22 protein-coding genes are annotated in these 25,018 nt (G+C 66.9%); 9 read left to right on the top strand and 13 right to left on the bottom strand.

Annotation, left to right across the window (positions count from 1 at the left end; genetic code table 11):
- Positions 1–12: 12 nt before the first annotated feature.
- A complete protein-coding gene (locus J2848_RS25220) occupies positions 13–987 on the bottom strand; it encodes an MBL fold metallo-hydrolase (protein WP_149234929.1) in 975 nt (324 codons plus the stop codon).
- A gap of 129 nt (positions 988–1,116) precedes the next feature.
- On the opposite strand from J2848_RS25220, the gene J2848_RS25215 reads away from it, so the two are divergent.
- The 5 genes from J2848_RS25215 to J2848_RS25195 all read left to right on the top strand — a co-directional run bounded on the left by J2848_RS25215 (position 1,117) and on the right by J2848_RS25195 (position 6,002).
- Complete coding sequence (locus tag J2848_RS25215; RefSeq protein WP_149234928.1) at positions 1,117–2,319, top strand: ATP-dependent DNA helicase; 1,203 nt, start codon at positions 1,117–1,119, stop codon at positions 2,317–2,319.
- A 126-nt stretch (positions 2,320–2,445) separates the two neighbouring features.
- Positions 2,446–3,546, top strand: a complete 1,101-nt coding sequence (locus J2848_RS25210) for a YeiH family protein (protein ID WP_149234927.1) — start codon at positions 2,446–2,448, stop codon at positions 3,544–3,546.
- Positions 3,547–3,759: 213 nt separating this feature from the next.
- Positions 3,760–4,122, top strand: a complete 363-nt coding sequence (locus J2848_RS25205; protein ID WP_149234926.1) for an HPF/RaiA family ribosome-associated protein — start codon at positions 3,760–3,762, stop codon at positions 4,120–4,122.
- 261 nt (positions 4,123–4,383) lie between these two features.
- On the top strand, positions 4,384–5,004 hold the full coding sequence (locus tag J2848_RS25200) for a helix-turn-helix domain-containing protein (protein ID WP_149234925.1): 621 nt from the start codon (positions 4,384–4,386) through the stop codon (positions 5,002–5,004).
- A 17-nt stretch (positions 5,005–5,021) separates the two neighbouring features.
- Positions 5,022–6,002, top strand: a complete 981-nt coding sequence (locus J2848_RS25195) for an alpha/beta hydrolase (protein WP_149234924.1) — start codon at positions 5,022–5,024, stop codon at positions 6,000–6,002.
- A gap of 14 nt (positions 6,003–6,016) precedes the next feature.
- Here J2848_RS25195 and J2848_RS25190 read toward each other — a convergent pair whose 3' ends face one another.
- The 3 genes from J2848_RS25190 to J2848_RS25180 all read right to left on the bottom strand — a co-directional run bounded on the left by J2848_RS25190 (position 6,017) and on the right by J2848_RS25180 (position 10,136).
- Positions 6,017–7,225 carry an MFS transporter gene (locus tag J2848_RS25190; RefSeq protein ID WP_149234923.1) on the bottom strand — a complete coding sequence of 403 codons (1,209 nt, stop codon included), beginning with the start codon at positions 7,223–7,225 and terminating at the stop codon, positions 6,017–6,019.
- Positions 7,226–7,395: 170 nt separating this feature from the next.
- Positions 7,396–9,675 carry a xanthine dehydrogenase family protein molybdopterin-binding subunit gene (locus J2848_RS25185; protein ID WP_149234922.1) on the bottom strand — a complete coding sequence of 760 codons (2,280 nt, stop codon included), beginning with the start codon at positions 9,673–9,675 and terminating at the stop codon, positions 7,396–7,398.
- Between the two features lie 14 nt (positions 9,676–9,689).
- Positions 9,690–10,136 (bottom strand): (2Fe-2S)-binding protein, encoded by a 447-nt coding sequence (locus tag J2848_RS25180; protein ID WP_149234921.1) that lies wholly within the window; start codon positions 10,134–10,136, stop codon positions 9,690–9,692.
- A 239-nt stretch (positions 10,137–10,375) separates the two neighbouring features.
- Between J2848_RS25180 and J2848_RS25175 the strand changes: the two genes are divergently transcribed.
- Positions 10,376–11,584 carry a sensor histidine kinase gene (locus J2848_RS25175; RefSeq protein WP_149234920.1) on the top strand — a complete coding sequence of 403 codons (1,209 nt, stop codon included), beginning with the start codon at positions 10,376–10,378 and terminating at the stop codon, positions 11,582–11,584.
- Here the strand turns inward: J2848_RS25175 and J2848_RS25170 are convergent.
- From J2848_RS25170 to J2848_RS25160, 3 genes are all read right to left on the bottom strand, one after another.
- Positions 11,566–12,231, bottom strand: coding sequence for a response regulator transcription factor (locus J2848_RS25170; protein ID WP_149234919.1), 666 nt, complete (start codon positions 12,229–12,231; stop codon positions 11,566–11,568). The two genes, J2848_RS25175 and J2848_RS25170, sit on opposite strands and share 19 nt — an antisense overlap.
- 134 nt (positions 12,232–12,365) lie before the next feature.
- Entirely contained in the window at positions 12,366–12,749 is a 384-nt protein-coding gene (locus tag J2848_RS25165; protein ID WP_149234918.1) for a response regulator transcription factor, read from the bottom strand.
- Positions 12,750–12,896: 147 nt separating this feature from the next.
- Positions 12,897–13,931, bottom strand: a complete 1,035-nt coding sequence (locus tag J2848_RS25160) for an alpha/beta fold hydrolase (protein ID WP_425458716.1) — start codon at positions 13,929–13,931, stop codon at positions 12,897–12,899.
- A 330-nt stretch (positions 13,932–14,261) separates the two neighbouring features.
- Between J2848_RS25160 and J2848_RS25155 the strand changes: the two genes are divergently transcribed.
- Both J2848_RS25155 and J2848_RS25150 read left to right on the top strand, forming a co-directional pair.
- Entirely contained in the window at positions 14,262–15,578 is a 1,317-nt protein-coding gene (locus J2848_RS25155) for an MFS transporter (RefSeq protein ID WP_149234917.1), read from the top strand.
- A gap of 365 nt (positions 15,579–15,943) precedes the next feature.
- The gene (locus tag J2848_RS25150) at positions 15,944–16,840 is read left to right on the top strand and encodes a LysR substrate-binding domain-containing protein (RefSeq protein ID WP_149234916.1); all 897 of its coding nucleotides are present in this window, start codon (positions 15,944–15,946) and stop codon (positions 16,838–16,840) included.
- Positions 16,841–16,855: 15 nt separating this feature from the next.
- On the opposite strand, the gene J2848_RS25145 is transcribed toward J2848_RS25150, so the two are convergent.
- The gene (locus J2848_RS25145; protein WP_149234915.1) at positions 16,856–18,181 is read right to left on the bottom strand and encodes an NAD(P)/FAD-dependent oxidoreductase; all 1,326 of its coding nucleotides are present in this window, start codon (positions 18,179–18,181) and stop codon (positions 16,856–16,858) included.
- 246 nt (positions 18,182–18,427) lie between these two features.
- Here J2848_RS25145 and J2848_RS25140 point away from each other — a divergent pair, with 246 nt between their 5' ends.
- On the top strand, positions 18,428–18,904 hold the full coding sequence (locus J2848_RS25140) for an Lrp/AsnC family transcriptional regulator (RefSeq protein WP_098734844.1): 477 nt from the start codon (positions 18,428–18,430) through the stop codon (positions 18,902–18,904).
- Positions 18,905–18,950: 46 nt separating this feature from the next.
- On the opposite strand, the gene J2848_RS25135 is transcribed toward J2848_RS25140, so the two are convergent.
- The 5 genes from J2848_RS25135 to J2848_RS25115 form a co-directional block, all read right to left on the bottom strand.
- Positions 18,951–20,600 carry an ABC transporter ATP-binding protein gene (locus tag J2848_RS25135; RefSeq protein ID WP_149234914.1) on the bottom strand — a complete coding sequence of 550 codons (1,650 nt, stop codon included), beginning with the start codon at positions 20,598–20,600 and terminating at the stop codon, positions 18,951–18,953.
- Complete coding sequence (locus tag J2848_RS25130; RefSeq protein ID WP_149234913.1) at positions 20,600–21,454, bottom strand: ABC transporter permease; 855 nt, start codon at positions 21,452–21,454, stop codon at positions 20,600–20,602. The genes J2848_RS25135 and J2848_RS25130 overlap by 1 nt, the downstream gene beginning before the upstream one ends.
- Positions 21,451–22,401 carry an ABC transporter permease gene (locus J2848_RS25125; protein ID WP_149234912.1) on the bottom strand — a complete coding sequence of 317 codons (951 nt, stop codon included), beginning with the start codon at positions 22,399–22,401 and terminating at the stop codon, positions 21,451–21,453. Before J2848_RS25125 ends, J2848_RS25130 begins: the two co-directional genes overlap by 4 nt.
- 106 nt (positions 22,402–22,507) lie before the next feature.
- Positions 22,508–24,115 carry an ABC transporter substrate-binding protein gene (locus tag J2848_RS25120; RefSeq protein ID WP_149234911.1) on the bottom strand — a complete coding sequence of 536 codons (1,608 nt, stop codon included), beginning with the start codon at positions 24,113–24,115 and terminating at the stop codon, positions 22,508–22,510.
- Positions 24,116–24,179: 64 nt separating this feature from the next.
- On the bottom strand, positions 24,180–24,911 hold the full coding sequence (locus tag J2848_RS25115) for an HAD-IA family hydrolase (protein ID WP_149234910.1): 732 nt from the start codon (positions 24,909–24,911) through the stop codon (positions 24,180–24,182).
- Between the last annotated feature and the right edge of the window lie 107 nt (positions 24,912–25,018).

Below are 25,018 nucleotides of genomic sequence, written 5' to 3'. Positions count from 1 at the left end.
CGGGTGGCTGCGTCAGCCGTCCACCACCGTTCCGGGATGGCCCACTGCGAAACGGGCGGGGGCGATGCCGTGGGTGGTCAGTGCGGTGCGCAGCAACCGCGGTGGCTCGTCGCGTGGCTCGTCGGTCAGGGCGAAGGTGCCCCAATGGATGCCGACGGCCTTCTTCGCCCCGATGTCCAGCATGATCCGCACCGCCTCGTCCGGGTCGCAATGCTGGGCGGACATGAACCAGCGCGGCTCATAGGCGCCGATGGGGATCAGCGCCAGATCGCAGGTCCCCAGGCGCTCGCCGATGTCCCGGAAGGCCGCTCCGCTGCCATAGCCGGTGTCACCGGCGAAATAGACCGATCCGGCCGGCGTGCGCAGGACGAAGCCGCCCCACAGCGCCATGCGGCGGTCGCGCCCGGTGCGCGACGACCAGTGGTTGGCCGGCACGATGTGGACCTCCGCCCCCGGTGCCAGTTCGAACCGGCTCCACCAGTCGCCCACCGCGGTCCGCACCCCCGGGATATGCTTGCGCAGGATGGTGTCGTTGCCGAGCGGGGTGACCACCAGCGGCCTGTCGCGGTCGTGCAGGCGCTTCAGGGTCGCCACATCCAGATGGTCGTAATGGTTGTGCGACACCAACACCGCGTCGATCTTCGGCAAATCGTGGAAGCGGATGCCCGGCGCGGTGACCCGCTTCGGCCCGGCGAAGCGGACCGGGCTGGCGCGGTCGGACCACACCGGATCGGTCAGGATGTTCAGCCCGGCGGCCTGGACCAGGGTCGTGACATGCCCCACCACCGTGACGCGAAGGCCGGCGACGCTTCGCGCCGGCATCACCGGCGTGACCGCCACCTGCCGGGGCCATTTGGCCGCCTTCCGGCCCAACTGCCAGCGAAGCAGCTCGCGCAGGCTGCGGTCGGTTTCCGGTTCGCCCGGATTGAAGAAGCGCAGCCCGTCGAAATTCGACGTGACGGGGCCCTGCCAATAGGGATTACGCATGCGTACCGGATCCTCTGAAACCGTGGTCTCGGAGGAGATGGTATCGCTGCGCTGAAGTTCTATGGACCGGGAGCAAGTGATCGGGCTACTGTGCCGCCTTCATTCATGGTTTGATCCTGGTTCGATCCAATGCAGTCCGACAGCCCGACCGACGAGCAGCATCGCGCCATCCAGGCGATCGACGCTTGGTACAAGGACGACGGCGCCCAGCAGGTCTTCTGGCTGGCCGGAGAGGCCGGGACCGGCAAGACCAAGACCACCGCCTTCGCGCTGGAGCATCTGCTGGAGCGGCGCCGGCTGACCGACTATGTGGTGGGCGCCCCCACCGGCAAAGCGGCCCAGGTCCTGCGCCAGAAGGGGATCGAGGGAGCGGCGACGCTGCATTCGCTGCTCTACGCCCCGCGCAAGGATGGCGACAGCGGCGAGCTGTTCTTCGCCCGCCGCAGCGACGGGCCGGTGGCCGATGCCGATCTGATCGTCTGCGACGAGGGGTCGATGATCGGCGACGATCTGGCGCGCGACCTGATGCGGACCGGCAAGAAGATCCTCGTCATCGCCGACGATTACCAGTTGCCACCGGTCTCCGGGCAGGGGCTGTTCACCAGCGGCGAGCCCGATTTCCGCCTGACCGAGCCGCACCGCACCGCCCGCGAAAGCCCGGTGATCCGGCTGGCCCACCTGCTGCGCCGGCAGGAGATGCCGCGGCGTTTCGGCTCGGTCGGCAAGGTCCATGTCCTGCCGCTGGAGCACCGCACCCAGTCATTGGTGATGCGGCCGTCGTCGCAGGCGATCTGCGGCACCCACCGCGTCCGGACCACCTATACCAAGCGGATGCGCAAGCTGCTCGGGCACGACTCGACGATGCCGCAGGCGGGAGAGCGCGTCATCTGCCGGCGCAACCAGAAGGACGAGGGGCTCTATAACGGCATGATCGGCGCGCTGACCCGCCCGGCCGCCGAGGCGCAGGGCCGCGATGCCGGCCTGTGGTCGCTCGGTGTGCAGATGGAGGACGAGGTGCGGTCGCGCAGCAAGCTGATCGTCCATCCCTGGATGTTCCAGGCCCATTACACCGAGGGGATGGTCCAGCCGCGGGTGGGCAAGGACATCCAGCTTTACGACTGGGCGTGGCTGATCACCTGCCATGCCTCGCAGGGATCGGAGTTCCCGTCGGTCACCGTGGTCGACGATTCCGCTGCCTTCCGGGAGCATCGCTGGCGCTGGCTCTACACCGCCGTCACCCGCTCGCGCGAGGAGCTGGTGCTTCTGCTGCGCAATGCCGATCTCGGCGGGCCGTGGCAGGTGCCCGAATTCAACGATGGACTGTTGGCCTAATCCATAAACTCAGTTTATCGAATGCATCACGTCTTTGCGTTGGATGTGATCGGATGCGGCCTCCATAATTTCACGTATCGGAACGGTGTTATTGGCCGTTCCCGATCGTTCATGGAGACCCGTTCGATGACACCCGACACTGCGGCACCGGAAAAGGCGGTGCCGGGAAAGCCTGCGCTCGCCCATCCGGCGCTTGCCCATATCCGCAGACTTCTGCCCGGCTTGGCATTGTGCGTCACCGTCACCGCACTTGCCTTTGCCGCGGCATCGGCGGAGGTGGCGCTGTTCGGCGAGGTGTGGATCGAGGCACTGGTGCTGGCGATCCTGATCGGCACCACGCTCCGCTCCCTCTGGACGCCGTCGGCGCGCTGGCAATCGGGCATCGCCTTCTCCGCAAAGATCCTGCTGGAGGTGGCGGTTGTCCTTCTCGGCGCGTCGGTCAGCGCCGCCACCATCCTGTCGGCCGGGCCGAGCCTTCTCCTGGGTATTGCGGGGGTGGTGGCGCTGGCGCTGCTGGCCGGGTTCGGGATCGGGCGGCTGCTCGGCCTGCCGGTGCGCATGGCGGTGCTGGTGGCCTGCGGCAACGCGATCTGCGGCAACTCGGCCATTGCCGCGGTGGCGCCGGTGATCGACGCGCACAGCGACGATGTCGCCGCCTCCATTGCCTTCACCGCCGTGCTGGGCGTCGCCGTCGTGCTCGGCCTGCCGCTGCTGGGTATGGGGCTGCGGCTGAGCGGGGTGCAGTATGGCGCGCTGGCGGGGCTGACCGTCTATGCCGTGCCGCAGGTCATCGCCGCCGCCACGCCGCTGGGCGCCACCGCCGTGCAGGTCGGCACGCTGGTGAAACTGGTCCGGGTGCTGATGCTGGGGCCGGTCTGCCTTCTGCTGTCGCTGCTGGCGCCCCGGCTGGGTGGAGAGGCCGCCGCCAGTGCCGAACGTCCGCGTCCGGCCCGTCCGCCGGTTCATCATCTCGTGCCTTGGTTCATCCAGGGCTTCCTGGCGATGATCGCCCTGCGCTCGTTCGACCTCATCCCACAGGCCGCCCTGCCGGCGATGGAACACGCGGCGACCCTGCTGACGGTGGTGTCGATGGCAGCACTCGGGCTGGGGGTCGATGTGCGGACGGTGGCGCGGGCCGGTGGGCGGGTTACCGCGGCGGTGGTCCTCTCGCTGCTGGCGCTGGGCACCATCAGCCTAACCCTGATCCATCTGATCGGCCTTACTTGAAACTTGGGTTGGCCTGAAAAACGGGCGGGAGTCTACATCCGGCAACCAAGGGCCGCATTGATGCAGATTAATGCGCGAATCCACCGCTGTGCGATCCTGAGATCACCAAGCCCCTCTCGCCGGTCCCTCACCGATCGGCCGGCGGAGGAGGCGGGCCCCGCGGGGAAGGCGGCCCAGGCGCCGCACCCCGCGCGCAGAACAAGGAGTATGGTCATGCGTCAGCCGTTGCAGATCGCCTTCCGCAACATCGACTCCTCTCCCGCCCTGGAGCATCTGATCCGCGAGCATGCCGACAGGCTCGATCGCTTCTTCGGGCGCATCATAGCCAAGCGCGTGGTCTTCGAGGTGCCGCACCGCCACCAGCATCAGGGCAAGCACTACACCGTCCAGGTTGCCCTGACCGTTCCCGGAGACGAACTGGTCGTGCACAGCGATAAACCCGGCAGCCATGGCCACGAGAGCGCCGATGCGGCCATCCGTGACGCCTTCGACGCTGCCCGCCGCGCGCTGGAGCGTTTCGCCGAACGTCACCGTCACGAGGTGAAGTCGCATGCGGCGGATGCCGCCCTGTCTTAAACGGCCCGGTCTTTCCGTTCCGATCCAACCAGCGCCACGCCCGTCCAATCGTCCCGGACGGGCGTGGCGTTTCTGCTTTTCCGTCAGATATGCCTATTTCAACATAATATTTATGTACTAAATGAAAGTCAGCGGAATAATTCACACACAAAAATATATTTGCCTACTTGATAAGTAGTCATTCGTGGTGTTCAATCCTGCCGATAGGCGTTGGGGCGAGCCGTGTCGCTCCGGCTGGTCCTGCCGCAGGAGAATGGAGCCATGACGATCGATACCGCCCCATCCGCCGGCCAATCTTCCGCCCCGCCGTCCGCCCCGTCGTCCCTCGATCAGCTTGTCGGGGTGATCGGCGACAATCTGCGCGGCTTCCGCCGGCGCCAGGGGCTGTCGGTCGACGGGCTGGCGCAGCTGTCCGGCAGTGACCCACATATTCTGATGGCGATCGAGGAGGGGCGGCACCGCCCCGACATCGGCACGCTGTGGACAGTCGCCAAGGCGCTGGATCTGTCCTTCTCCAGTCTGCTCAGCACCGGCGGCGAAGCCGGTACCACGGTGATCCGGCGGGTGGAGCAGCGCAGCCTGACTTCCCGCGATGGCCTTTTCACCTCGCGTGCCCTGTTCCCACTGAAGGGCGAGCGGCAGGTCGAGTTCTACGAACTGCGCCTGTCGCCCGGCGCCGATGAGGCCTCCGACGGCCATTCCCCTGGCACCATCGAGAACATCCTGGTCGGCCGCGGTCGGGTCGAAATCGCCACCGCCGACGGAGAGCACCGGCTGGAGGAGGGCGACTCGATCCTGTTCGAGGCCGACGCTCCCCACCGTTACCGTAATTCCGGCGATGGCGAGGCAGTGCTGTACCTCGTCATGTCCTACATCCTGTGACCCTAGGGAGAGCGTCGATGCCGGACACCGTTCTGCCGTTTCAGCGTGAGTTGCTCGATCCGGAGGTCGTCGAACTGGGCGCTCTGGCCGCCCGCGCCGGCTTGGTTCCCGCCGACCCGTTGCGCCAGCCGCTTGCCGAGGCACGCGATGCGGCAGAGCGTTATCACACCTTCCTGAACGGCCCGGCGTTGCCCGCCGACGTGAGGGAGGTCGTGACGGACGGTCCCGCCGGCCCTTTGCGTCTGCGCCTGATCCGGCCATCGGAAACGTCGGGGGATGGCCATCCCCTGCCGGTGCTGATCTATTTCCACGGCGGTGGCTTCGTGGTGAATTCCATCGACACCCATGACCGGCTGCTGCGACTGCTGGCCCGACACAGCGGAGCAGTGGTCTGCGCCGTCGCCTATAGCTTGGCGCCAGAACGGCGCTTCCCCCACCAGCGGGGAGAAGCGCTGGCCGCCCTGCGCTGGGTGGTCCGCCATGGGGCCGGCCATGGGCTGGATCCGGAGCGGATCGCCGTCGGCGGCGATTCGGCGGGGGCCAATCTGGCGCTCGGCCTCGCGCTCGACGCGCGGGACGAGGCTGGGCCGCCGCTGTCCTTCGCCATGCTGCTCTATGGCATGTTCGCCCATGACTTCGATACCGAGTCGCACCGGCTGTTCGGCGACGGACGCTTCGGCCTGACCACCGAGCGGATGCGCTGGTATTGGCGGCAGTATCTCGGCCATGGCGGCATCACCCGCGACCCCGCGGCGGCTCCGCTGCTTGCCGATCTGCGCGGGTTGCCGCCGCTGCATGTGGCGGCGGCCGGGCTGGACTGCCTGCGCGACGACAGCCTGCGCCTCGCCCGGCGGCTGGAGCAGGCAGGCATCCCGCACCGGCTGGTGCTGCACGACGGTCTTCCCCATTCCTTCGCCAGCATGACCCGCCATGTCCGCAAGGCGGAGGAAGCGGTGATCCTGGCCGCCGACACGGTTCGCCGGACCTTGTTCCGCTGAACCTGACTCCCGGTTCATTCCGCCGCGGCAGGGGCCATCCGCGGCGCCTTGGCCGGGGCGAACTCTATCAGGCAGGCCAGCGCGACGCAGAGTGCGCCGGCCCATCCCAATTCCCGCACGCTGCCGACGCCCAGCACCAGCGAGCCCAGCCCTGCCCCCACCGAGAAACCTAAATAGTGGAAGGAGGCGTTGACCGACAGGATGACCGGCGCGTGCTTCGGTCCGACGATGCCGATCAGGCGGGCCTGCTGGCCGGGATAGAAGGCCCAGGCGGAAAAGCCCCAGAGCATGATGCCAATGAAGACGGGGGTCAGCGCCAAGGTGGGAGGCAGCAGTTCCGCCGTCAGCGACAGGCTGGCCAGCGCCAGCACGACCAGCGGCAGGGTCAGCGCCACGATGCGGGCGCCGCCCAGCCGGTCGGTCAGCCGTCCACCTACCGCCAGCCCGATGAAGGCCGACAGCCCCCAGGCGAACAGGGCGATGCCGACCGCAGCACCCTCCAGCCCGGTTACCCGTTGCAGGTAGGAGGCGATGTAGGGATAGACGGTGAAGGGACCCATCGCCCACAGGGTGGTGACCGCCAGCGGCCGGCGCACCGCCGGATTCGCCAGGGCTCCCAGCCGTTCGCGCAGTCCGACCACCGGGGCGGCAGAGCCGATGGCCCGCGGCAGTCCGATCAGCAGCCCGGCGGCGGCGGCGACAGACAGAACGGCGACGCCGCCGAAAGTCATGCGCCAGCCCAGCGTGTGGCCGACGACGGCGCCCAGCGGCACGCCGAACACGATGGCGAGGCTGAGGCCGCTGGTGACGATGGACAGGGCGCGGCCACGCTCAGACGGTGGCACCAGCACGCCGGCCAGCGCATTGGCGTTCGGTACGAAAAGCCCCGCCGCCATGGCGAGCAGGACGCGCGCCGCCATCAGCCCGCCATAGCTTCCGGCGACCGCCGCCACGACATTGGCGGCGACGAAGGCCAGCATGGTGGTGATCAGCAGAAGACGGCGGCTGACGGCTCCGGTCAGGACGGTCAGCAATGGCGAACTGGCGGCATAGGTCAGCGCGAAGACGGATACCAGTTGGCCCGCCGCCCGTTCGCTGACCGACAGGTCGGCGGCAATGTCCGGCAGGATCGCCGCGATCATGAAGCTCTCGGTTCCGACGGCGAAGGACCCGAGCGCCAGCCAATAGAGCGGCGCCCTGGACTGAACGGCGGTGGTGGCCATGGGGAATTCCTGTGCGGGGCCATTCCGGGCCGCGCCGGCCATGGGGCGCTAGCGCCCCGTCGGTAGACAGGCGGCGGAAATTGGCGGATGCCCGAAGTTTAGGACGCAGACCCGACGGCGTGAATGTCATGGAAACGACGTTTCCGGACATTCACGCGCTGTGACGGGGCTCAAACGCCGATCTTGTTCTTCGCCAGCGGCAGGCTGCGGATGCGCTGGCCGGTCAGCGCCGCCACCGCATTGACCACCGCCGGCGGAACGCCGGGCAGGCCCGGTTCGCCGACGCCGCCCATCGGGGCGCCGCTCTCCACGATCTCCACATGTACCGCCGGCATGGAGCGGCGTGACAGGATCGGGTACTCGTCGAAATTGTGCGACTGGCGCACGCCGTCCTTGTAGACCAGTTCCTCGAACAGCGTAGCCGACAGCCCGAGCGCCACGGCGGATTCCACCTGCGACTTCACGATGGCGGGATTGACGATGCTGCCGGGATCGAAGGCGACCCAGACAGTGTGGACCTGCGTCTCGCCGCCCTGGACCGACACCTCGGCGATCGTCGCCGTCTCCGACCCGAAGGGGGAGGCCATGGAGACGCCGCGGGCGCGGCGGGTGCCGTCGACCTCGTAGGGGCCGCGCTTCCAGCCGCCGGACATCGCCGCGACGGTCTCCAGCAGCTTGCGGTGACGCGGCTTGTCCTTCAGCAGATCCATCCGCAGCACGAAGGGATCCTGGCCGCCGGCATCGGCGATCTCGTCCAGGAAGCCTTCATAGAAGAAGTCGTTCATCGAATGGCCGACGGAGCGCCAGAAGGCGATGGTCACCGGATGCGGGAACTTGACATACTCCATCCGCCGGTTGGGGATGGCGTAGGGCTTCTCCGTGATGCCTTCCACCGCCGAGCTGTCGACGGGATCCTTGAACACCGCGCCGAACCAGCGGCCGAGCGGTCCTTCGCCCACCGTGCGCGCCTGGATCGCGGTGGGGCGACCGTCCTTGCCGATGGCGGCACGGAAGCGGCTGAAGCTGAGCGGGCGGAGGGCATCCATGCGGAACTCCTCCTCGCGCGACCACAGCACCTTCACCGGCCGGCCGGTGGCTTTCGCCAGCTGGATCGCCTGGAGGAAGGGGTTGGCGCTGCCATAGAGGAAGTGGCGGCCGAAGAAGCCGCCCAGCATCGGCGAATGCAGGATGACCTTGTCCGGTGCCAGCCCGGCGGTCTGGGCCGCCACCGACTGGAACAGCTCCGGCATCTGGTTGGGCGCCCACAGCTCCAGCGTGCCGTCGGGGTTGAAACGCGCCATGGACGACGGCGGCTCCAACTGGCCGTGGACCAGATAGGGGGCGTCGTACTCCGCTTCGATCACCTTGGCGGCAGTGGCGAAGGCGGTGGTGGCGTCGCCCTCCGTTTCCGCCGGAAGTCCGGCTTCCTTGGAGGATTTCAGTGCTGCCAGAAGACCATCCGACGCATAGTCGGCAGCCACCGTGTCCAGACCCGAGGGGGCCGGGGCCGACCAGCTCACCGACAGCGCCTCAACCGCCTTGCGGGCGCGCCACCAGCTGTCGGCGGCGACCGCCACCGCACCCGGCAGCTTGTGGACGGAATGGACGCCGGGCATCGCCGCCACCGCGGCCTCATTGGCGATGGACTGGACGGTCGTGCCCTGGTTCGGCGCATGCTGGACCGCGGCGTAGAGCATGCCCTCCAGCTTCTGGTCGATGGCGTAGACGGCCTTGCCGGTCGATTTCGCCCGCACGTCCAGCCGTGCCACCGGCTGGCGGATGTAGCGGAAGCTGGCCGGGTCGCGCAGGGCCACGTCGTCGCGTGGCGGCAGGGCGAGGGCGACGGGAGCCAGCTCGCCATAGGACAGCCGCTTGCCGCTCGCCCCATGGATGACGAAACCGTCCTCCGTCTTCAGAGTTTCCGGCTTGGCCTTCAGCTTCGTGGCGGCGGCGCGGATCATCATGTCGCGGGCGGTGGCGCCCAGCCGGCGCATCAGCGGGTAGCTGGACCGGGTGGAGAAGCTCCCGCCGGTCATCCGCAGCCCGTTGATGACGGCGTAATCCGGTCCTGGCGGGGCGCATTCCACGGTGAAGCGGCTGGGGTTGACGTCCAGCTCCTCGCCGACGATCTGGGCGAGGCCGGTGTTGATCCCCTGGCCACCCTCCACGAAGGGGCTGAGCAGGGTGACGGCATTGTCCTTGCCGATGACCAGGAAGGCCGGGATGCGGGTGCCCGGCTTGACCGCGGCGGCAGCGGTCTGCGCCCGCACCGGCATCGACGGCAACAGGGCGCCCAGCACCAGCGCGCTGGCACCGAAGCCGAGGAAGGCCCGGCGCGACAGGTTGGAGACGCCCTCCGGTTTCATCAGCAGAACGGCGGACTGTGCCTCGATCTGGAGTTCGAGCGGGTCTTTGAGCTTGATCGGGTCGACGGTGAGCAGGCGGTCCATGATGCGTGCTCCTCTCAGCCGGCGGCTTGGCGGATGGCGGCGGCAATGCGGTTGTAGGTTCCGCAGCGGCACAGGTTGGTCATCGCATCGGCGATGTCGCCGTCGCTGGGGTGGGGCGTCTGCTTCAGCAGGGCGGTCGCCGCCATCACCTGTCCCGACTGGCAGTAGCCGCATTGCGGCACCTGGGCGGCCACCCAGGCCTCCACCACCTTGCGGCCGACGGGGTCTTCCTCGATGGCGTCGATGGTGCGGATGTCGGCAGTGCCGACGCTGTCCACCGGCACCTGGCAGGACCGGGTGGCGGTGCCGTCGATCATCACGGTGCAGGCGCCGCACTGCGCGATGCCGCAGCCGTATTTCGTTCCGGTCAGCCCCAGCGTGTCGCGAAGGACCCAGAGCAGCGGCGTGTCGTCCTCGACCGCCACCTGATAGGCGCGGCCATTGACATGAAGGGTGGTCATGGCGGTCTCCGTGCGGGAGGTCATTTTGGGGGGATCTGCTGGCGCCCATTCTTGCCCGCTGCCCGCCGGTCTCGTATCCATCTCTAGGTATTAAGGACGGCGAATTGGTCGGACACTGAATGACCGGAAACTGTGCGAGACCGCCAATCGGGACAAATTTGCAGTCCTTCCAGGAGTTTCCTATAGATGAGGAAGGGCAGGCGATTTGCGTGTACGGTAGTGGGGAAGGGTTGCGACCGATGGACCTTCGGCATGCGGATTTGTTCGAGATTTCTCCCATCTCGATCCTGTGCGAAGACTGGTCGGGGGTGAAGCGGGCCATCGATGCGGTAATCGCCGGCGGGGTGGAGGATTTCGACCGCTTTCTGGACGACAATCCGCAATTCTTCTTCGACGTTCGGCGGTTCCACCGGATCCTCGACGCCAACCGTTCGGCGCTCGACCTGCTGGGATTCCGGGACAAGGAGACCTTCCTGGAGGAATCGCGCCTTCGCCTGCCGGCCAATCCCGCCAGCAACGCCCAGGTCTTCAAGGCCATGGTGCGTGGCGATACGGTTTGCCAGGGCGAACGCGTGCTGCACACCAAGGACGGCCGTGTCGTGCCGATCCTGTGGCGGGCGAGCCTGCCGGCCGGGCCTGCCGATCCCGACGCCTACAGCCGCCTCTACTTCTTCGCCGTCGACGTGAGCGAACTGAAGCGGGTGCAGGACGCGCTGATGGCGGCACAGGCCAATCTCAGCCATGCCGGGCGGCTGTCGCTGGTGGGGGAACTGGCGGCGTCGCTGACGCATGAGGTGTCGCAGCCGCTGGTCTCCATCGCCAGCCATGCCGCGGCGGCAACGCGCTGGCTGTCCCGCCAGCCGCCGAACCTGGACGAGGTGGCGACCAGCCTGAACCGCATCACAGTCAGCACCCAGCATGCGGTGCGCATCGTCGGCAAGATGCGCTCCTTTGCCCGCCGGGGAGAACTGGTCACCGAACCGATGACGCCGCAAGACTGCATCGCCGACGCGGTGACGCTGGTGGAGCACGAGGCCTATCGCCAGAAAACCAGGATCGCCGTCGATGTCCCACCGCATCTTCCGACCATCGTCGGCGACCGCACGCAAATCCAGCAGGTGATCGTCAACATCGCCTACAACGCCATCCAGGCGATGCAGGCGGCGAAATCGCCCGAGCGCCGCATCGCCATCGACGCATCGGCGGATGACGGGGAGGCGGTGACCTTCACCGTCGCCGACACCGGCCCCGGCATTCCGGACGAACTGCTGGCACGCGTCTTCCAGCCCTTCTTCTCAACCAAGGAGGAGGGCATGGGGCTGGGCCTGTCGATCTGCAAGACCATCGTCGAGGAACATGGCGGCAAGCTGTGGGCGGCCAACGGCCCGCAGGGTGCCATCCTGTCCTTCTCGCTGCCGGTGGCTTCCGCTCAGCCCGCCACGCTGTAGCGGGTGACGGTGCGTTCGCGCACGCCCAGGATTTCGGCCATCCGCACGAGGTCGGCCAGCGACTGGGCGCGCATCTTGCGCATCAGGTTGCCGCGGTGGATCTTCACCGTCACCTCGCTCAGCTCCAGCTTCGCCGCCACCTGCTTGTTCATCAACCCGGCGGTGACCAAGGCCATCACGTCGCGTTCGCGGGGCGTCAGCTTGGCATAGAGGCCGCGCACCGCGTCATCCTCGCCGCGTTCGGAGCGGCGGCGGCCGTCCAGCGCCACCGCTTCGCCAACCGCGTGCAGGACCTCGTCCTCGGTGAAGGGCTTGGTCAGGAAGTCGACCGCGCCGGCCTTCATGCCGCGCACGGTCATCGGGATATCGCCCTGGCCGGTCATCAGCACCACCGGCACGAAGATGGAGCGGTCATGCAGAGCCTGCTGCACTTCCAGCCCGTCGGCGCCGTCCAGATAGACGTCCAGCAGCAGGCACGCGGCGTCGGCGGTCTCCGCGCAGGCCAGGAACTCCTCCGGCGACGGGAAAGCCAGCACCCGGTAATCGGTGGAGCGCAGCAGGCTTTCGATCGCGCAACGCACCTCCGCATCGTCATCGACGATGCAGACCAGGGCAGGACCGCCACCCGCCATGGAGATTTCCGCCATGGTTCCCTCCGTCTCATCCCCATGCCGCCGATACGGTCGACCCGCCAAGCCATGGTAGCCGGGCTGTTCCCCGGCGGCAAAGCCGGCGAGGTCGTACCTCCCGATGGGTGTGCCGCTGCGCTGGGCCGGGCCTGTCATTGTTCGCGGTTCCCTTGGTTTTTCTTGAGGGCGTCTTCGATGAGGAGAAGCAGGTTTTCCGGGTCGAGCGGCTTGGTGACGAAGGCGACAGCACCCTGGGCGAGCGAGCGGCTGCGGGCTGCGGGCGTGGCGAAGGCGGTCATCACGATCACCGGATATCGGCGCCCCAATTGCAGCAGAACCATCTGCAGGCTGAAGCCGTCCATACCGGTCAGGTTCAGGTCGGTGATCAGGCAGCCGACTTCCCCCTCATAGGCGATGAACTCCTCCGCCGAGGAGAAGGTGCGGGCCCGCATGCCGACGGACCGCAGGAAGTTGTCGAGGCTTTCCCGGATGCCTTCATCGTCGTCGACGACACAGATGGTGGGAACACTCAGCACAACGTCACTCTCCAACCCCGGCCCTGCCCGTCGACCGCTTCGGTCGCAAGCGATCCATTTCCAATGACCGGAGCAGGATGCGCCATTCACACCTGCGTATAGGTTGACCCCCGCGGAGCCGGTGGCGGCCCTGCGGGGGATGCGGAGTCAGGACTTGAAGAAGGCCAGCAGGTCGGCGTTGATCGTCTCCGCATGGGTGGTCGCCATGCCGTGCGGGAAGCCCTTGTAGACTTTCAGGCTGCCTTTCGGCAGCAGCTTGGACGACAGCAGTGCGGAGTCGGCGATGGGCACGATCTGGTCGTCGTCGCCATGCATCACCAGGGTCGGAATGTCGATCTTCTTCAGATCCTCGGTGAAGTCGGTCTCTGAGAAGGCCTTTATGCAGTCGTAATGGGCCTTGGTCCCGCCCATCATGCCCTGCCGCCACCAGTTGTCGATGACGCCCTGCGAGACCTTGGCGCCGTCCCGGTTGAAGCCGTAGAAGGGGCCGGCGGGGATGTCGCGGAAGAACTGGGCGCGATTGGCGGCGAGCGCGGCGCGGAAGCCGTCGAACACCTCCAGCGGCAGGCCGCCGGGGTTGGCCTCCGTCTTGACCATGATCGGCGGAACGGCGCCCAGCAGCGCCGCCTTGCCGGCCCGCGAGGTGCCGTGGCGGCCCAGATAGCGCGCCACCTCGCCGCCGCCGGTCGAATGGCCGACATGGAAGACGTTCTTCAGGCCCAGCCCGGCGACGACGGCCAGCACGTCGTCGGCATAGGTGTTCATCTCGTTGCCGTTGGCGGTCTGGGTCGAGCGGCCATGGCCGCGCCGGTCATGGGCGACGACGCGGTAGCCGTGGTGCAGGAAGAACAGCATCTGGGCGTCCCAATCGTCGGCGCTCAGCGGCCAGCCATGGTGGAACATGACGGTCTGGGCGTCGCGCGGCCCCCAATCCTTGTAGTAGATCGAGGCGCCGTCCTTGGCGGTGACGAACCCGTCTTCGGTCTTGCCGCTGGTCATCGTCCGTTTCCCTTCGCTTTTGTGGGTTGTCGTGTCTCCGGAATGGCGGCGTTCGGCCGCGTCGGCATCGGTGGGGCCGATAACGGTGGCCGTGGCGACGGCAGCAGTGGCGCCGGCAACGGCCGCGCCGACGATCAGGCTGCGGCGGGTGGCGCCCGGCGCCGGGATGTCTTCGGATGGCATCGTGATGCTCCCTGTCAATGCGTCGGCGATCGGCCGACCGGTTCAAGTTCGATTGGCGCCGCGGACTGCCGGTGACTGCATTGGGACTGGAATTGGGTGCTTTTCAAAGCTATCCCTAGGTATTAAAAGTCTTTCAAGGGAAACATTCGGCCCTTGGCTAGCGGGGATTGAGATCGTTCACGTCTTCTTTTGCGGAAATTCTGCAAATCAGGACATGCCCCTCCCCCGTCCGATGGCTCGAATGGGCGGGTTCTTTCGCTTGGCGAAGACTAATTGACCGAATCCGTATAGACGCCTTCGGGCGGGTCGGATGGAGGAAGGAGAACGCCCATGGCATCGCCGAACGTCGCGGGTGATCCTTCGCAACCGTCACGGTCTTCCACCATTCTGGCGCTGTCGATCGGCAACGCGGTCGAGCTTTACGACTTCACCCTCTACAGCTTCTTCGCGCTGACCATCGGGAAGCTGTTCTTTCCGGTCCAGTCGGCTTTCGGCCCGCTGATGCTGGCGCTGCTGACCTTCGGCATCGGCTTCGTCGTGCGGCCGCTGGGCGGCATCGTCATCGGCAGCTATGCCGACCGGGTCGGGCGCAAGCCGGCGCTGGTGCTGACCATCGCTCTGATGGCGCTGGGTACCCTGCTGATCGGCCTTTGCCCAACCTATGCGCAGATCGGCGTCGCGGCGCCGGTCCTCATCGTCGTCGGCCGTATGTTGCAGGGCTTTTCTGCCGGCGGTGAAATCGGCGTGGCGACAACCCTGCTGATGGAATTGGGGCATCCTGCCGGACGTGGCCTGCGTGTCGGCTGGCAGATGGCGAGCCAGGGGGCGGCGGCGCTGACGGGTGCGCTCAGCGGCTATCTGCTGTCGGTCTATCTGCCGGCGGACGCGCTGGAGGCCTGGGGATGGCGCATTCCCTTCCTGGCCGGGCTGCTGATCGTTCCGGTCGGCTTGTATCTGCGCCGTCTGCTGCCGGAAACCGTGCGGCCCGACCCCGGCGGCAGGGCTGCGCTGGCGGAACTGCTGTCGGCCCATCGGACGAAGCTGCTGCTCGGCGTGCTGATGATCATGGGCGGCACCGCCTCCACCTACGTCAACATTTTCTACATGCCGACATACCTGATCAAGGTGGTGGGATTGCCGGCCGACACGGCTTTCCTGACGGGCTGCGCCGCCGGGGCGACCATGCTGGTGGTGGCGCCGCTTGCCGGTCTGCTGTCGGACCGGCTGGGCCGCCGCCGTCCCTTCGTCGTCGTGACCGCGCTGGCAAGCGCGCTGCTGACCTATCCCGCTTTCTGGATGCTGTCCCACATCGCCAGCGTTCCGGCGACGCTCGCCGTGGTGGGGCTGCTGATCGCCTTCAATGGCTTCGGGGCGGGGTCCTGCCTGCTTCTGTTGATGGAGAGCTTGCCGTCCCGTGTCCGGGCGACGGGCCTGTCGATCGTCTACAGCGTCGGGGTGTCCGTCTTCGGTGGCTTCGCCCAGTTCGTCGTCACCTGGCTGATCAGCATCACCGGCGATCCGATGTCACCCGCCTGGTATGTCTCGGCCTGTGCGCTCGCCACCCTGTTGGGTGTGTCGCGGCTGCCGGAAACACGGCCGCCTCAGACATCCGGCGTGCTGGCGGAACCGGAGCTTTCGGTGGGCTGATCCTGTCCCGCGCCGGCCGGAACGACTGCGCCTATTGCCTCGCTGCCCATACTCTGCTCGGACAGAAGGCCGGAGCCGGCGGCGCTCGATGCCGCCGCCGTCGCGGCCCTGCGTGAGGCCGGCTTCGACGACGAGGCGATCGTCGAGATCCTGGTCCATGTCGCACTGAACCTTTTCACCAGCTACGTGAACGTCGCCTTCGACATGCCGGTCGACATTCCCGGCGTGAAGCTGTCGCATAGCGCCTGACTGTTGTGGCGCGGCCGGAACCATTGCGGTCCGGCTGTGTCCGCGAAAGGCTCGACCCTTTGGCGCATGGGTCGCTATAGTCGTGGCCCTCCCGTTGCCCGCGCCCAGGATCCTGAATGCAAGCCCGTCAGTTGGAAGTCTTCTGCATGCTGATGCGCTGCGGAACGGTGACCGGGGCGGCGGCGATGCTGAACATCTCGCAGCCGGCCTTGAGCCAGATCCTGCTGCATGCCGAAGATCAGCTGGGTTTCAAGCTGTTCGACCGGGTGCGCGGCCGTCTGGTGCCGACGCAGGAGGCCAACGAACTGTATCCGGAGGCGGAGCGCATCTTTGCCGAGCTTGGTGCGCTCCGCCGGCGCACCATCGACATGCGCCATGGCCGCACCGGCCTGGTCCGTCTCGCCGCCTCGGCCCCGCCGTCGATGTCCATCGTTCCCAAGGCGTTGACCGCCTTCCGCGAGGCGCATCCGGACATCGTCGTGCGGTCACTGGTCGCGCCGATCGCCAACATTCTGGACATGCTGCGCAGTGGCGACGTGCTGCTGGGGGTGGCGATGAACGATATGCCCCATCACGACATCGACGTCGAAACGGTCGGGCATGCCGAACTGGTCTGCCTGTTGCCGGAGAGGCATCGGTTGGCCGAACAGGACGAGCTGGGTTTTGCCGATCTGGCGGAGGAGACGCTGATTTCCTACCGGGTGGACACGCTGCCCGGCCGGCTGCTGGCCGGGGCGCTGGAGGCCGAGGGGGGCATCTACGCCCCGGCGGTGGAGATCGACCTGTCGATCACCGCGCTGCCCTTCGTGCGGGAGGGGATCGGCGTGGCGGTGGTCGACGGACTTCTGCCGTGGAGCCAGTTTTCCGGCATCGTCCAGCGGCCCTTCCGCCCGAGCATCCGTGTGCCCATCGCCATCCTGACCAGCAAGGAGCGCCCGTTGTCCGGCAGCCACGCCCTGATGCGCGATTGTCTGCGCCGTGCCGCCCATGCCCTTGAGCCGGGCGGTTCCTGACGGACGTGCCCGCGGTCAGAAATCGGCGACCTTTCCGGCGGAAAAGCCGGCGAAGCGATCCGGGTGGTAGGGCTTGGGATCGACGATCGGCGTCTGGGCGGTGATCAGGTCGGCGATCAGATGGCCGGCGCCGGGGCCGATGCCGAAGCCATGGCCGCTGAAGCCGGCGGCCAGGATCATGCCGGGCAGGCTGCCGACCTCGCCGATGGCCGGAACGCCGTCGGGCGTGCTGTCGATGTAGCCGCCCCAGGCGGCGGTGATCGGCGCGCCCTTCAGGCCGGGCAGCAGCGCCGTGGCCCGCTCGTGGGTCAGGCGGATGGTGCCGCGGTCCGGCGTGGGGTCCAGCACCCGCACCCGCTCCATCGGTGTCGGGCGGTCGAGGCGCCAGCGCCGCAGAGTCTCGTGCCCGGAACGAAGGCCCTCCATCCCGCCGGGCATCAGGTTGCGCCAGCGCCGGGCGAACATCGGCATGAATTGCGGTGCGAAGCGGAACTGCTGAGGCGTCGGATCGACGCGCGCCCGCCCGCTGATGGCCAGCGTATGCCCGCCGTCGCCGCGCCGGGTGATCGACACGGCAGAGGTGTGCAAGGCGTCGGGTAAACCGGACGGGCTGGGACCGACCGACAGGATCGACGAGCGGATCGAGGCCAGCGGCAAACGCACGCCCATCTGATGGCAGAAGGAGGAGGTCCAGGCCCCGCCCGACATGACCACGATTTTGGTGCGGATCGTGCCCTTCTCGGTGACGACGCCGCTGACCCGTCCGCCAGCGGTTTCCAGCCCGCGCGCGGCGCAGCCCTGATGCACCGTGCCCCCCAGCTTCATGATCGCCCGCGCCACCGCGGGGGCTGCGCGGGAGGGGTCGGCGATGCCGTCGGACGGCGAGAAGACGCCGCCCTTCCAGGGCCGGCCGGTCGCCCGGCCGCGCTCGGCGGCCTCTTCGCTGGACAACATATGGGTGGTGACGCCGACCGTCCGTGCGAAATCGCGCCAGCGCGCCCAGCCCGCCAATTCCTGGTCGTCATTGCTGAGATAGAGCAGGCCGCAGCGGCTGAAGCCGGTGTCCTCGCCGCTTTCGGCGGCAAAGCGTTCCCACAAATCCAGGCTCTTGGTCGCCATCGGCAATTCGCGCGCGTCACGATTCTGCTGGCGGCACCAGCCCCAGTTGCGGCTCGACTGCTCTGCCCCGACCTGCCCCTTTTCCACCAGGGCCACCGACAGGCCGCGCTTTGCCAGGAAATAGGCCGCCCAGACGCCGACGATGCCGCCGCCGATCACGACGACATCCGCCTGATCCGGGAGCTGTGGCGAGGACGGGATGGTTTGCAAAGGGGCGGGCATGGGGCGGATCTCCGATTTCGGCGTTGACTCATCTAGCCACGGCGCGCGGATGGGCGGGCGCTGCTTTGGGAGATTGAACGGCATTATCTTCTGTCGATGCACGAAAGCCCGACGCTTTGTTCTGCGGGAGGAAAGCCACTCGGTCATCGACAGGGCGGCTGCGCGTGCTAAGCTTCGATGGTCGAAACGGCAGAATTTTCTGCTGCCGTTTTCCGCTCCCCCGCCCTCGAACCGGATGGGTTCCCCATGAAGCTGGACCGCATCGACATCAAGATTCTGCATCAGCTCCAGAAGAACGGCCGGATCACCAACGTGGAGTTGGCCGAGCTGGTGAATCTGTCGCCCAGCCCCTGCCTGATGCGGGTCAAGAAGCTCCAGGCGGAGGGCTACATCGAAGGCTACACGGCCCAGATCAACGTCAGCAAACTCGGTCAGACCCTGACCGTCTTCACCGAAGTGACGTTGAAGAACCACCGGCAGGTCGATTTCGCCCGCTTCCTGGCCGCCGTCAAGAAGATCGAACAGCTGCTGGAATGCCATCTGGTGTCCGGCGGCTACGACTACATGCTGAAGTTCGTCACGTCCGGCATCGGCGAGTATCAGGAGATCATGGAGAAGCTGACCGACATGGACATCGGCATCGACAAGTATTTCAGCTACGTCGTGCTGAAGTCGCCGATCGTCCGCGCCCACATGCCGTTGACCACGCTGTTCCAGATGTGAGGGGTGTCGCCTCCCGCGCGGCGATGACCGCGCGGGAGCAGTCCCGTTACGCCACCCGCATGCGGTCGGCATCGATGTTCAGCGTGTCGAGCCAGGTCGGGTCCAGCTTCGGCACAGAGGAGAACAGCAGCTTCGAATAAGGGTGCTGCGGCTGCTGGCGGGCGGCGGGAATGATGGTCTCCACCGTCTGTCCGCGATACATCACGATGATCTCGTCGCAGATCGCCTCGATCACCGACAGGTCGTGGCTGATGAAGACATAGGACAGGCCAAGCTCGCGCTGAAGTTCCTTCAGCAGATCGATGATCGCCGCGGCGACGACGGTGTCGAGGGCCGAGGTGATCTCGTCGCACAGGATCAGCTTCGGTTCGGCGGCGAGCGCGCGGGCGAAATTGACCCGCTGCTTCTGGCCGCCCGACAGTTCGGCCGGGCGCCGGTGGCGCAGGGCGCGGGGCAGGCGGACCATGTCGAGCAGGGCATCGACGCGCACGTCGCGGGCCTTGCCGCGCAGGCCGTGATAGAAGGTCAGCGGACGGCCCAGAATGTCCTCGATCGACTTGGCCGGGTTGAGGGCGGTGTCGGCATGCTGGAAGACGATCTGCAAATCGCGCAGCTGGTCGTGGCTGCGCTGCCGGGCACTGTGCCACAGCTCCTTGCCGTTGAACTGGATGTCGCCCTTGCAGGCCGGCAGGATTCCGGCGATGGAGCGCGCCAGTGTGGATTTGCCGCAGCCGGACTCGCCGATGATGCCGAGATTGGTGCCGCGCCTCACCTGAAGGCTCACCCCCTTGACCGCGAGGACCAGCGGCTGTCCGTTCGACTGCGGCGGGCCGTAACCGGCGCTCAGCGTATTGATTTCCAGCAGCGGGGCGGTGTCGTCGGTGACGGGCAGCGCCGCCCGCCCGCCGGTGTCGGGGTGGAAGGCGTGCAGCAGCTCCTTGGTGTAGGGGTGCGTCGGGCGTGTCAGGATGTCGTGGACGCTGCCCGTTTCCTGCACCGCGCCGTTGCGCAGCACCATGATGCGGTCGGCGATCTGGGCGACCACGGCCAGATCGTGGGAGACATAGACGCAGGCGATCCGGCGCTGGGCGGTCACCGCCTTGAAGGCGCGCAGCACCTCGACCTGGGTGGTGACGTCCAGCGCCGTGGTCGGTTCGTCGAAGATCACCACCTTGGGATCGCCGATCAGGGCCATCGCCGCCGCCAGCCTTTGCAGCTGACCGCCCGACACCTGATGCGGGTAACGGTCGCCGATGCCGTCGGGATCGGGCAGGGACAGGGCGCGGAACAGGGCGACCGCCCGGCGGCGGGCCTCGTCCGGCGGCATCAGCCGGTGGATCCGCGTCACCTCGATGACCTGATCCATGATCGTCGCCGCCGGGTTGAAGGCAGCGGCCGCACTCTGCGGCACATAGGCCACGGTGGTCCCGCGCAGGGCGGCCCGTTCCTTTTCCGACAGGGTCACCATGTCATGGCCGTCGACCTTCACCGTGCCGCCGGAAATCCGGCAGCCCGGACGGGCGTAGCCCAGCAGCGTCATGGCGGCGGTGGTCTTGCCGGAACCGCTTTCGCCGATGAAGGCGACGGTCTCGCCGGCGGCGATGTCCAGGTCGATGCCCTTCAGGATCTGGATCCAGCGACCGGAATCGGTGGTGGCCTCGACGGTCAGGCCACGGATTTCGACGAGGTTCGTCATCAGGAGGCACTCCGGTCCCGGATCTTCTGCGGAAGATTGTCGATCAGCAGGTTGACGCTGATGGTCAGGGTGGCGATCGCCAGCGAGGGCACGATCACCGCCGGTGCGGCGAAGGGCAGGCCGCCGATGTTCTCGCGCACCAGCGCGCCCCAGTCGGCATAGGGCGGCTGGACGCCCAACCCCAGGAAGGACAGGCCAGACAGCAGAAGGACGATGAAGACGAAGCGCAGGCCCAGGTCGGCCAGCACTGGGCCGAGGATGTTGGGCAGGATCTCCGACCCGATCAGATAGGGCAGTTTCTCCCCGCGGATGCGGGCGACCATGACGAAGTCCATCGTGTCGATGTTGACCGCCAGCGCCCGGCTGAAGCGGTAGGCGCCGGGGACGTAGATGACCGACAGGGTCAGGATCAGCACGGGGATGGACGAGCCGACCGCCGCCACCACCATCAGGCCGAACAGTTTGCTGGGAATGGAATTGAGCGCGTCGAGCAGGCGGCTGACCACCATGTCCACCGGTCCGCGCAGCACGGCCGAGGTCATGCCCAGCACCACGCCGGTGAAGCAGGCGATGGACACCGCGGCCAGCGAGATGCCGACGGTGTAGCGCGCGCCGAAGATGACGCGGGAGAGCATGTCGCGCCCGAGATAATCCGACCCGAGCCACAGGCCGGGCCGCATCGGGCCGAAATAATCCAGGTCGACCATCTCCCCAACCGAATGGGGGGCGATGTAGGGAGCGAACAGGGCGACCAGTGCCCAGAACAGGACCACGAAGAAGCTGACCAGGCCGACCAGATTGATCCGGTAGCCCGACCGTGCCGCGAGGATGCCGGTGGGGGAGTATGTCTTCATCGGAGCCTCGGGTTCGACAGGATGGCGACGATGTCGGCGGTGGTGATCAGAAGCAGATACCCGAAGCAGAAGATCATCGCGCAGGACTGGATCAGCGGCAGGTCGCGGGTGGACACCCCGTCCACCATCAGCTTGGCGATGCCCGGATAATTGAAGATCGTCTCGACGATGATGACGCCGCCCACCAGATAGGACAGCGACAGCGCCACCGCATTGGCGATCGGACCGAGCGCGTTGGGCAGGGCGTGGCGCAGCACCATCCGGGGCCGCGACGCCCCTTTCAGCAGCGCCATCTCGACATAGGGCGTGTTCAGCGTCTCGATCACCGCGGCCCGGCTCATGCGGATCATCTGCGCCGAGACCACGAAGGTCAGGGTGATGACCGGCATGGCATAGACCCGCAGCAGGCCGGAGAAGCTGTCGACCTGATAGGTGAAGGACAGGGCCGGCAGCCATTTCAGATAGACGGCGAACACCAGGACGGCCAAGGTCGCCAACACGAATTCCGGGACGGATATCACGCCGATGGTGGCGATGGTGACGATGCGGTCATACAGCGTGCCCCGCCACATGGCCGCAGTGATGCCGAGCGTCAGCGCCAGGGGAACCGTCACGAGCGTGGTCAGCCCCGCCAGCTTGAGCGTGTTGGCCAGCCGGTCGGCGATCAGCGTGGTCACCGGCATCTGGTTCGCATAGGAGGTGCCGAGATCACCCTGGAACAGCCCGCCGATCCAGTAGAGGAAGCGCAGCAGGGCCGGTTCGTCGAGATGCATGGCCGCGCGCAGGCCGGCGACCGCTTCCGGCGTCGCCGACTGCCCCAGCAGGATCATCGCCGTGTCACCGGGCAGCATGGTGGTGGCGAAGAACACGGCGAAGGACACGATCGTCAGCGTGACCAGTGCGATGAGCAGCCGACCGAGGATGAGGGAGGGAACGCGAGATTTCATGCCTGGCCTCTAAGAGGTGAGGCGCCCCCGGAGGGGTTGCCCGGATGGGCGACGAGAGGCCGGGGTGGCCGGACCGGTGTCCGGCCTGCCCCGGCCATCCACTGTATCAGGCGGTCAGCCAGACATACTCGGCGAAAGCGTAGCCCATCATGCCGCCCAGCGGGTTCGGGGCAAGGCCCTTCAGCTTGTTGGTGATGGCGTCCACGTTGGAGATGTAGGCGGGGATGATGGTGCCGGCTTCCTCGGCGATCATCACCTGCATCTGGTCGTAGAGTTCCTTGCGCTTTTCCCAGGCGAGCGTGGCGCGCGCTTCCAGCATCATCTTGTCGAACTTCTCGGACTTGTATCGGCTCTCGTTCCACGGCGCTTCGGAGGCGTAGAGCAGGGAGAAGAGGATGTCCGGCGTCGGACGCGGGTTGATGTTGCCGAAATGGACCGGAGCCTTCAGCCAGTAATTGCTCCAATAGCCGTCGGACGGCACGCGCTGGACGTCGAGCTTCATGCCGATCTCGGCGCCGGCAGCCTGGACCACCATGGCCATGTCGATGGCGGACGAAGCGGCATCCGACGTGATCACCGGGATGGATTGTCCCAGCAGGCCCGCCTTCTTGAAAAGGGATTTCGCCTTTTCCGGATCGAAGGGCTTGGGCTTCAGCGCGGCATTGTGGAACGGGCTGGCCGGGGACACCGGCTGATCGTTGCCGACCTCGCCGAAGCCGCGCAGGGCGGATTTGACGATCTGCTCGCGGTTGACGAGATATTTCATCCCGTCCACGAAATCCTTGCGAGTGCCCGGCTCCATGTCCAGGCGGATGTTCAGGTTGGTGTAGTTGCCCGACGTCGTCTTGGACAGGGAGAAGCCCTGTTGCCCGTCCACCAGCCGCGTGGAGCGCGGGTTGATTGCCGCGGCCAGATGGATGTCGCCGGACAGCAGCGCGTTGACGCGAGCGTTATCGTCGCTGATCGCGAAGAACTCGAAGGAGTCGACATGCGGACCGCCCTTCCAGTAGTTCGGGTTGCGTACGCCGATGGACCGCACGCCCGGCTCGAAGCTCTTGCAGATGAAGGCTCCGGTGCCGTTGCCCTTGGAGAAGTCGGTGGTGCCGTCGGCCACGATCATGAAGTGATGCATGGACAGGATGGTCGGCAGGTCGGCGTTCGCGCCGGCCAGCGTGATCACGACGGTGCTCTTGTCCGCCGCCTTGATGTCGGTCATCTGGGCGGCGATCTTCGCGACCTTGGACCCGACGGCCGGATCGAGGTGTCGCTTCAGCGAGAACACCACGTCATCGGCCGTCAGCGACTTGCCGTCATGGAAGGTCACGCCGGTGCGAAGCTTGATCGTCCAGGTCTTGGCGTCGTCGGTGTCGATCGACTTGGCCAGCTCCATCTTGGGAATGCCGGCCTTGTCGAGGAAGGTCAGGCGGTTGTAGAAGGCGCAGCAGCGCACATAGTCGGTGGAGAGCGACGCCTTCGCCGGATCGAGCGTGTCGGCGGTCGAGGACGACCAGCCGGCGGCCTTGAGCGCGCCGCCCTTCACCGGTTCGTCCGAAACCGCGGCGTTGGCGCGGCCCAGAACGAGGTCGATGGCCGGCAGGGACATCCCGCCCGCCAACAGCATCTTCAGCAGGTCGCGGCGGTTGGCCCCGCGACGGATGGCGTTTTCGACCATGCTGTCGTCGGTGCGGGTCCAGCTATCAGGCGTCTTTGTCATGCTAGCCTCACTCTGTTCGGGGTGTTTATTCGTTTCTTTCGGTGCGCTCCGGATTTTTTCCCGGTTACGCGGAGACCGTCTCCGGCTTTGCGGCGGCGTCGACGGCATCGGCCAGTTCCACCATGGAGCGGAAATGGAAATCCGGCTGGGTGAACTTGTCGGGTTCGATGGAGCCGCCATAGCCCTTCTGGGCATGCCGCCGCTGGATCCAGCAGTTGGTCATGCCGAGGCTACGCGAAACCCCGATGTCGTGATACTGGCTCTGCGCGACGTGCAGGATGTCGTCCTTGCTGCCGCCGTCGCGCTCGACGAAGTCGAACACCTGATGGAAGAAGGCGGGGTTGGGCTTCTCGACGCCGGTGTCGTCGGTGGTGAAGCCGGCAAAGAACGGATCACCCAGTTCGCGGGAGAAATGGGTGAAGGCCCAGCGCCGCGCGTTGGTCATCGCGATCAGCTTGTAGCGCTTGGACAGGCGGGCCAAGGCGTCCCGGCTGTCGGGGAAGCCGCTCCAGGACGCCGCCGAATCCCGCAGGCGCTCGCCGTACTGCGTGCCGGCGGGCAGCCCCAGCTTCGGCGCGATGATCGCATAGACGCGGACCATGTCGTCGGGGAACAGGCCGGCGTCGGGGGATGTGCGGGCCTCGCGGTAGAGGGCCAGCGCCGCCTCACCGTCGACCGTGGTTCCGGCCTCGGCCGCGATCCCGGCGAGGCAGTCCTTCATGCCGGCTTCGAAGTCGATCAGGGTGCCGACGACGTCGAAGGTCAGATATTTGAAGTTCAGGAGACTCTTGGTCAACGCACCAACTCCTCATCAAGGACCGCGTGGGGACCGTTCCGGTCCGGCGGAGCGTTTCAGGTCCGGCAGGGTCGCCTGCCGGGGGCTCTGGAGGTGGTCTGGAGATC

This window comes from Azospirillum lipoferum, assembly GCF_024170005.1.
GTDB classification, from domain to species: Bacteria; Pseudomonadota; Alphaproteobacteria; order Azospirillales; family Azospirillaceae; genus Azospirillum; species Azospirillum lipoferum.
This window is presented reverse-complemented; position numbering and strand designations above follow the sequence as displayed.

Bases quoted from the DNA above. Each gene is read 5' to 3' on its own strand.
- J2848_RS25220 (WP_149234929.1), bottom strand. From the start codon at position 987: ATGCGTAATCCCTATTGGCAGGGCCCCGTCACGTCGAATTTCGACGGG.
- J2848_RS25215 (WP_149234928.1), top strand. From the start codon at position 1,117: ATGCAGTCCGACAGCCCGACCGACGAGCAGCATCGCGCCATCCAGGCG.
- J2848_RS25210 (WP_149234927.1), top strand. From the start codon at position 2,446: ATGACACCCGACACTGCGGCACCGGAAAAGGCGGTGCCGGGAAAGCCT.
- J2848_RS25205 (WP_149234926.1), top strand. From the start codon at position 3,760: ATGCGTCAGCCGTTGCAGATCGCCTTCCGCAACATCGACTCCTCTCCC.
- J2848_RS25200 (WP_149234925.1), top strand. From the start codon at position 4,384: ATGACGATCGATACCGCCCCATCCGCCGGCCAATCTTCCGCCCCGCCG.
- J2848_RS25195 (WP_149234924.1), top strand. From the start codon at position 5,022: ATGCCGGACACCGTTCTGCCGTTTCAGCGTGAGTTGCTCGATCCGGAG.
- J2848_RS25190 (WP_149234923.1), bottom strand. From the start codon at position 7,225: ATGGCCACCACCGCCGTTCAGTCCAGGGCGCCGCTCTATTGGCTGGCG.
- J2848_RS25185 (WP_149234922.1), bottom strand. From the start codon at position 9,675: ATGGACCGCCTGCTCACCGTCGACCCGATCAAGCTCAAAGACCCGCTC.
- J2848_RS25180 (WP_149234921.1), bottom strand. From the start codon at position 10,136: ATGACCACCCTTCATGTCAATGGCCGCGCCTATCAGGTGGCGGTCGAG.
- J2848_RS25175 (WP_149234920.1), top strand. From the start codon at position 10,376: ATGGACCTTCGGCATGCGGATTTGTTCGAGATTTCTCCCATCTCGATC.
- J2848_RS25170 (WP_149234919.1), bottom strand. From the start codon at position 12,231: ATGGCGGAAATCTCCATGGCGGGTGGCGGTCCTGCCCTGGTCTGCATC.
- J2848_RS25160 (WP_425458716.1), bottom strand. From the start codon at position 13,931: ATGCCATCCGAAGACATCCCGGCGCCGGGCGCCACCCGCCGCAGCCTG.
- J2848_RS25155 (WP_149234917.1), top strand. From the start codon at position 14,262: ATGGCATCGCCGAACGTCGCGGGTGATCCTTCGCAACCGTCACGGTCT.
- J2848_RS25150 (WP_149234916.1), top strand. From the start codon at position 15,944: ATGCAAGCCCGTCAGTTGGAAGTCTTCTGCATGCTGATGCGCTGCGGA.
- J2848_RS25145 (WP_149234915.1), bottom strand. From the start codon at position 18,181: ATGCCCGCCCCTTTGCAAACCATCCCGTCCTCGCCACAGCTCCCGGAT.
- J2848_RS25140 (WP_098734844.1), top strand. From the start codon at position 18,428: ATGAAGCTGGACCGCATCGACATCAAGATTCTGCATCAGCTCCAGAAG.
- J2848_RS25135 (WP_149234914.1), bottom strand. From the start codon at position 20,600: ATGACGAACCTCGTCGAAATCCGTGGCCTGACCGTCGAGGCCACCACC.
- J2848_RS25130 (WP_149234913.1), bottom strand. From the start codon at position 21,454: ATGAAGACATACTCCCCCACCGGCATCCTCGCGGCACGGTCGGGCTAC.
- J2848_RS25125 (WP_149234912.1), bottom strand. From the start codon at position 22,401: ATGAAATCTCGCGTTCCCTCCCTCATCCTCGGTCGGCTGCTCATCGCA.
- J2848_RS25120 (WP_149234911.1), bottom strand. From the start codon at position 24,115: ATGACAAAGACGCCTGATAGCTGGACCCGCACCGACGACAGCATGGTC.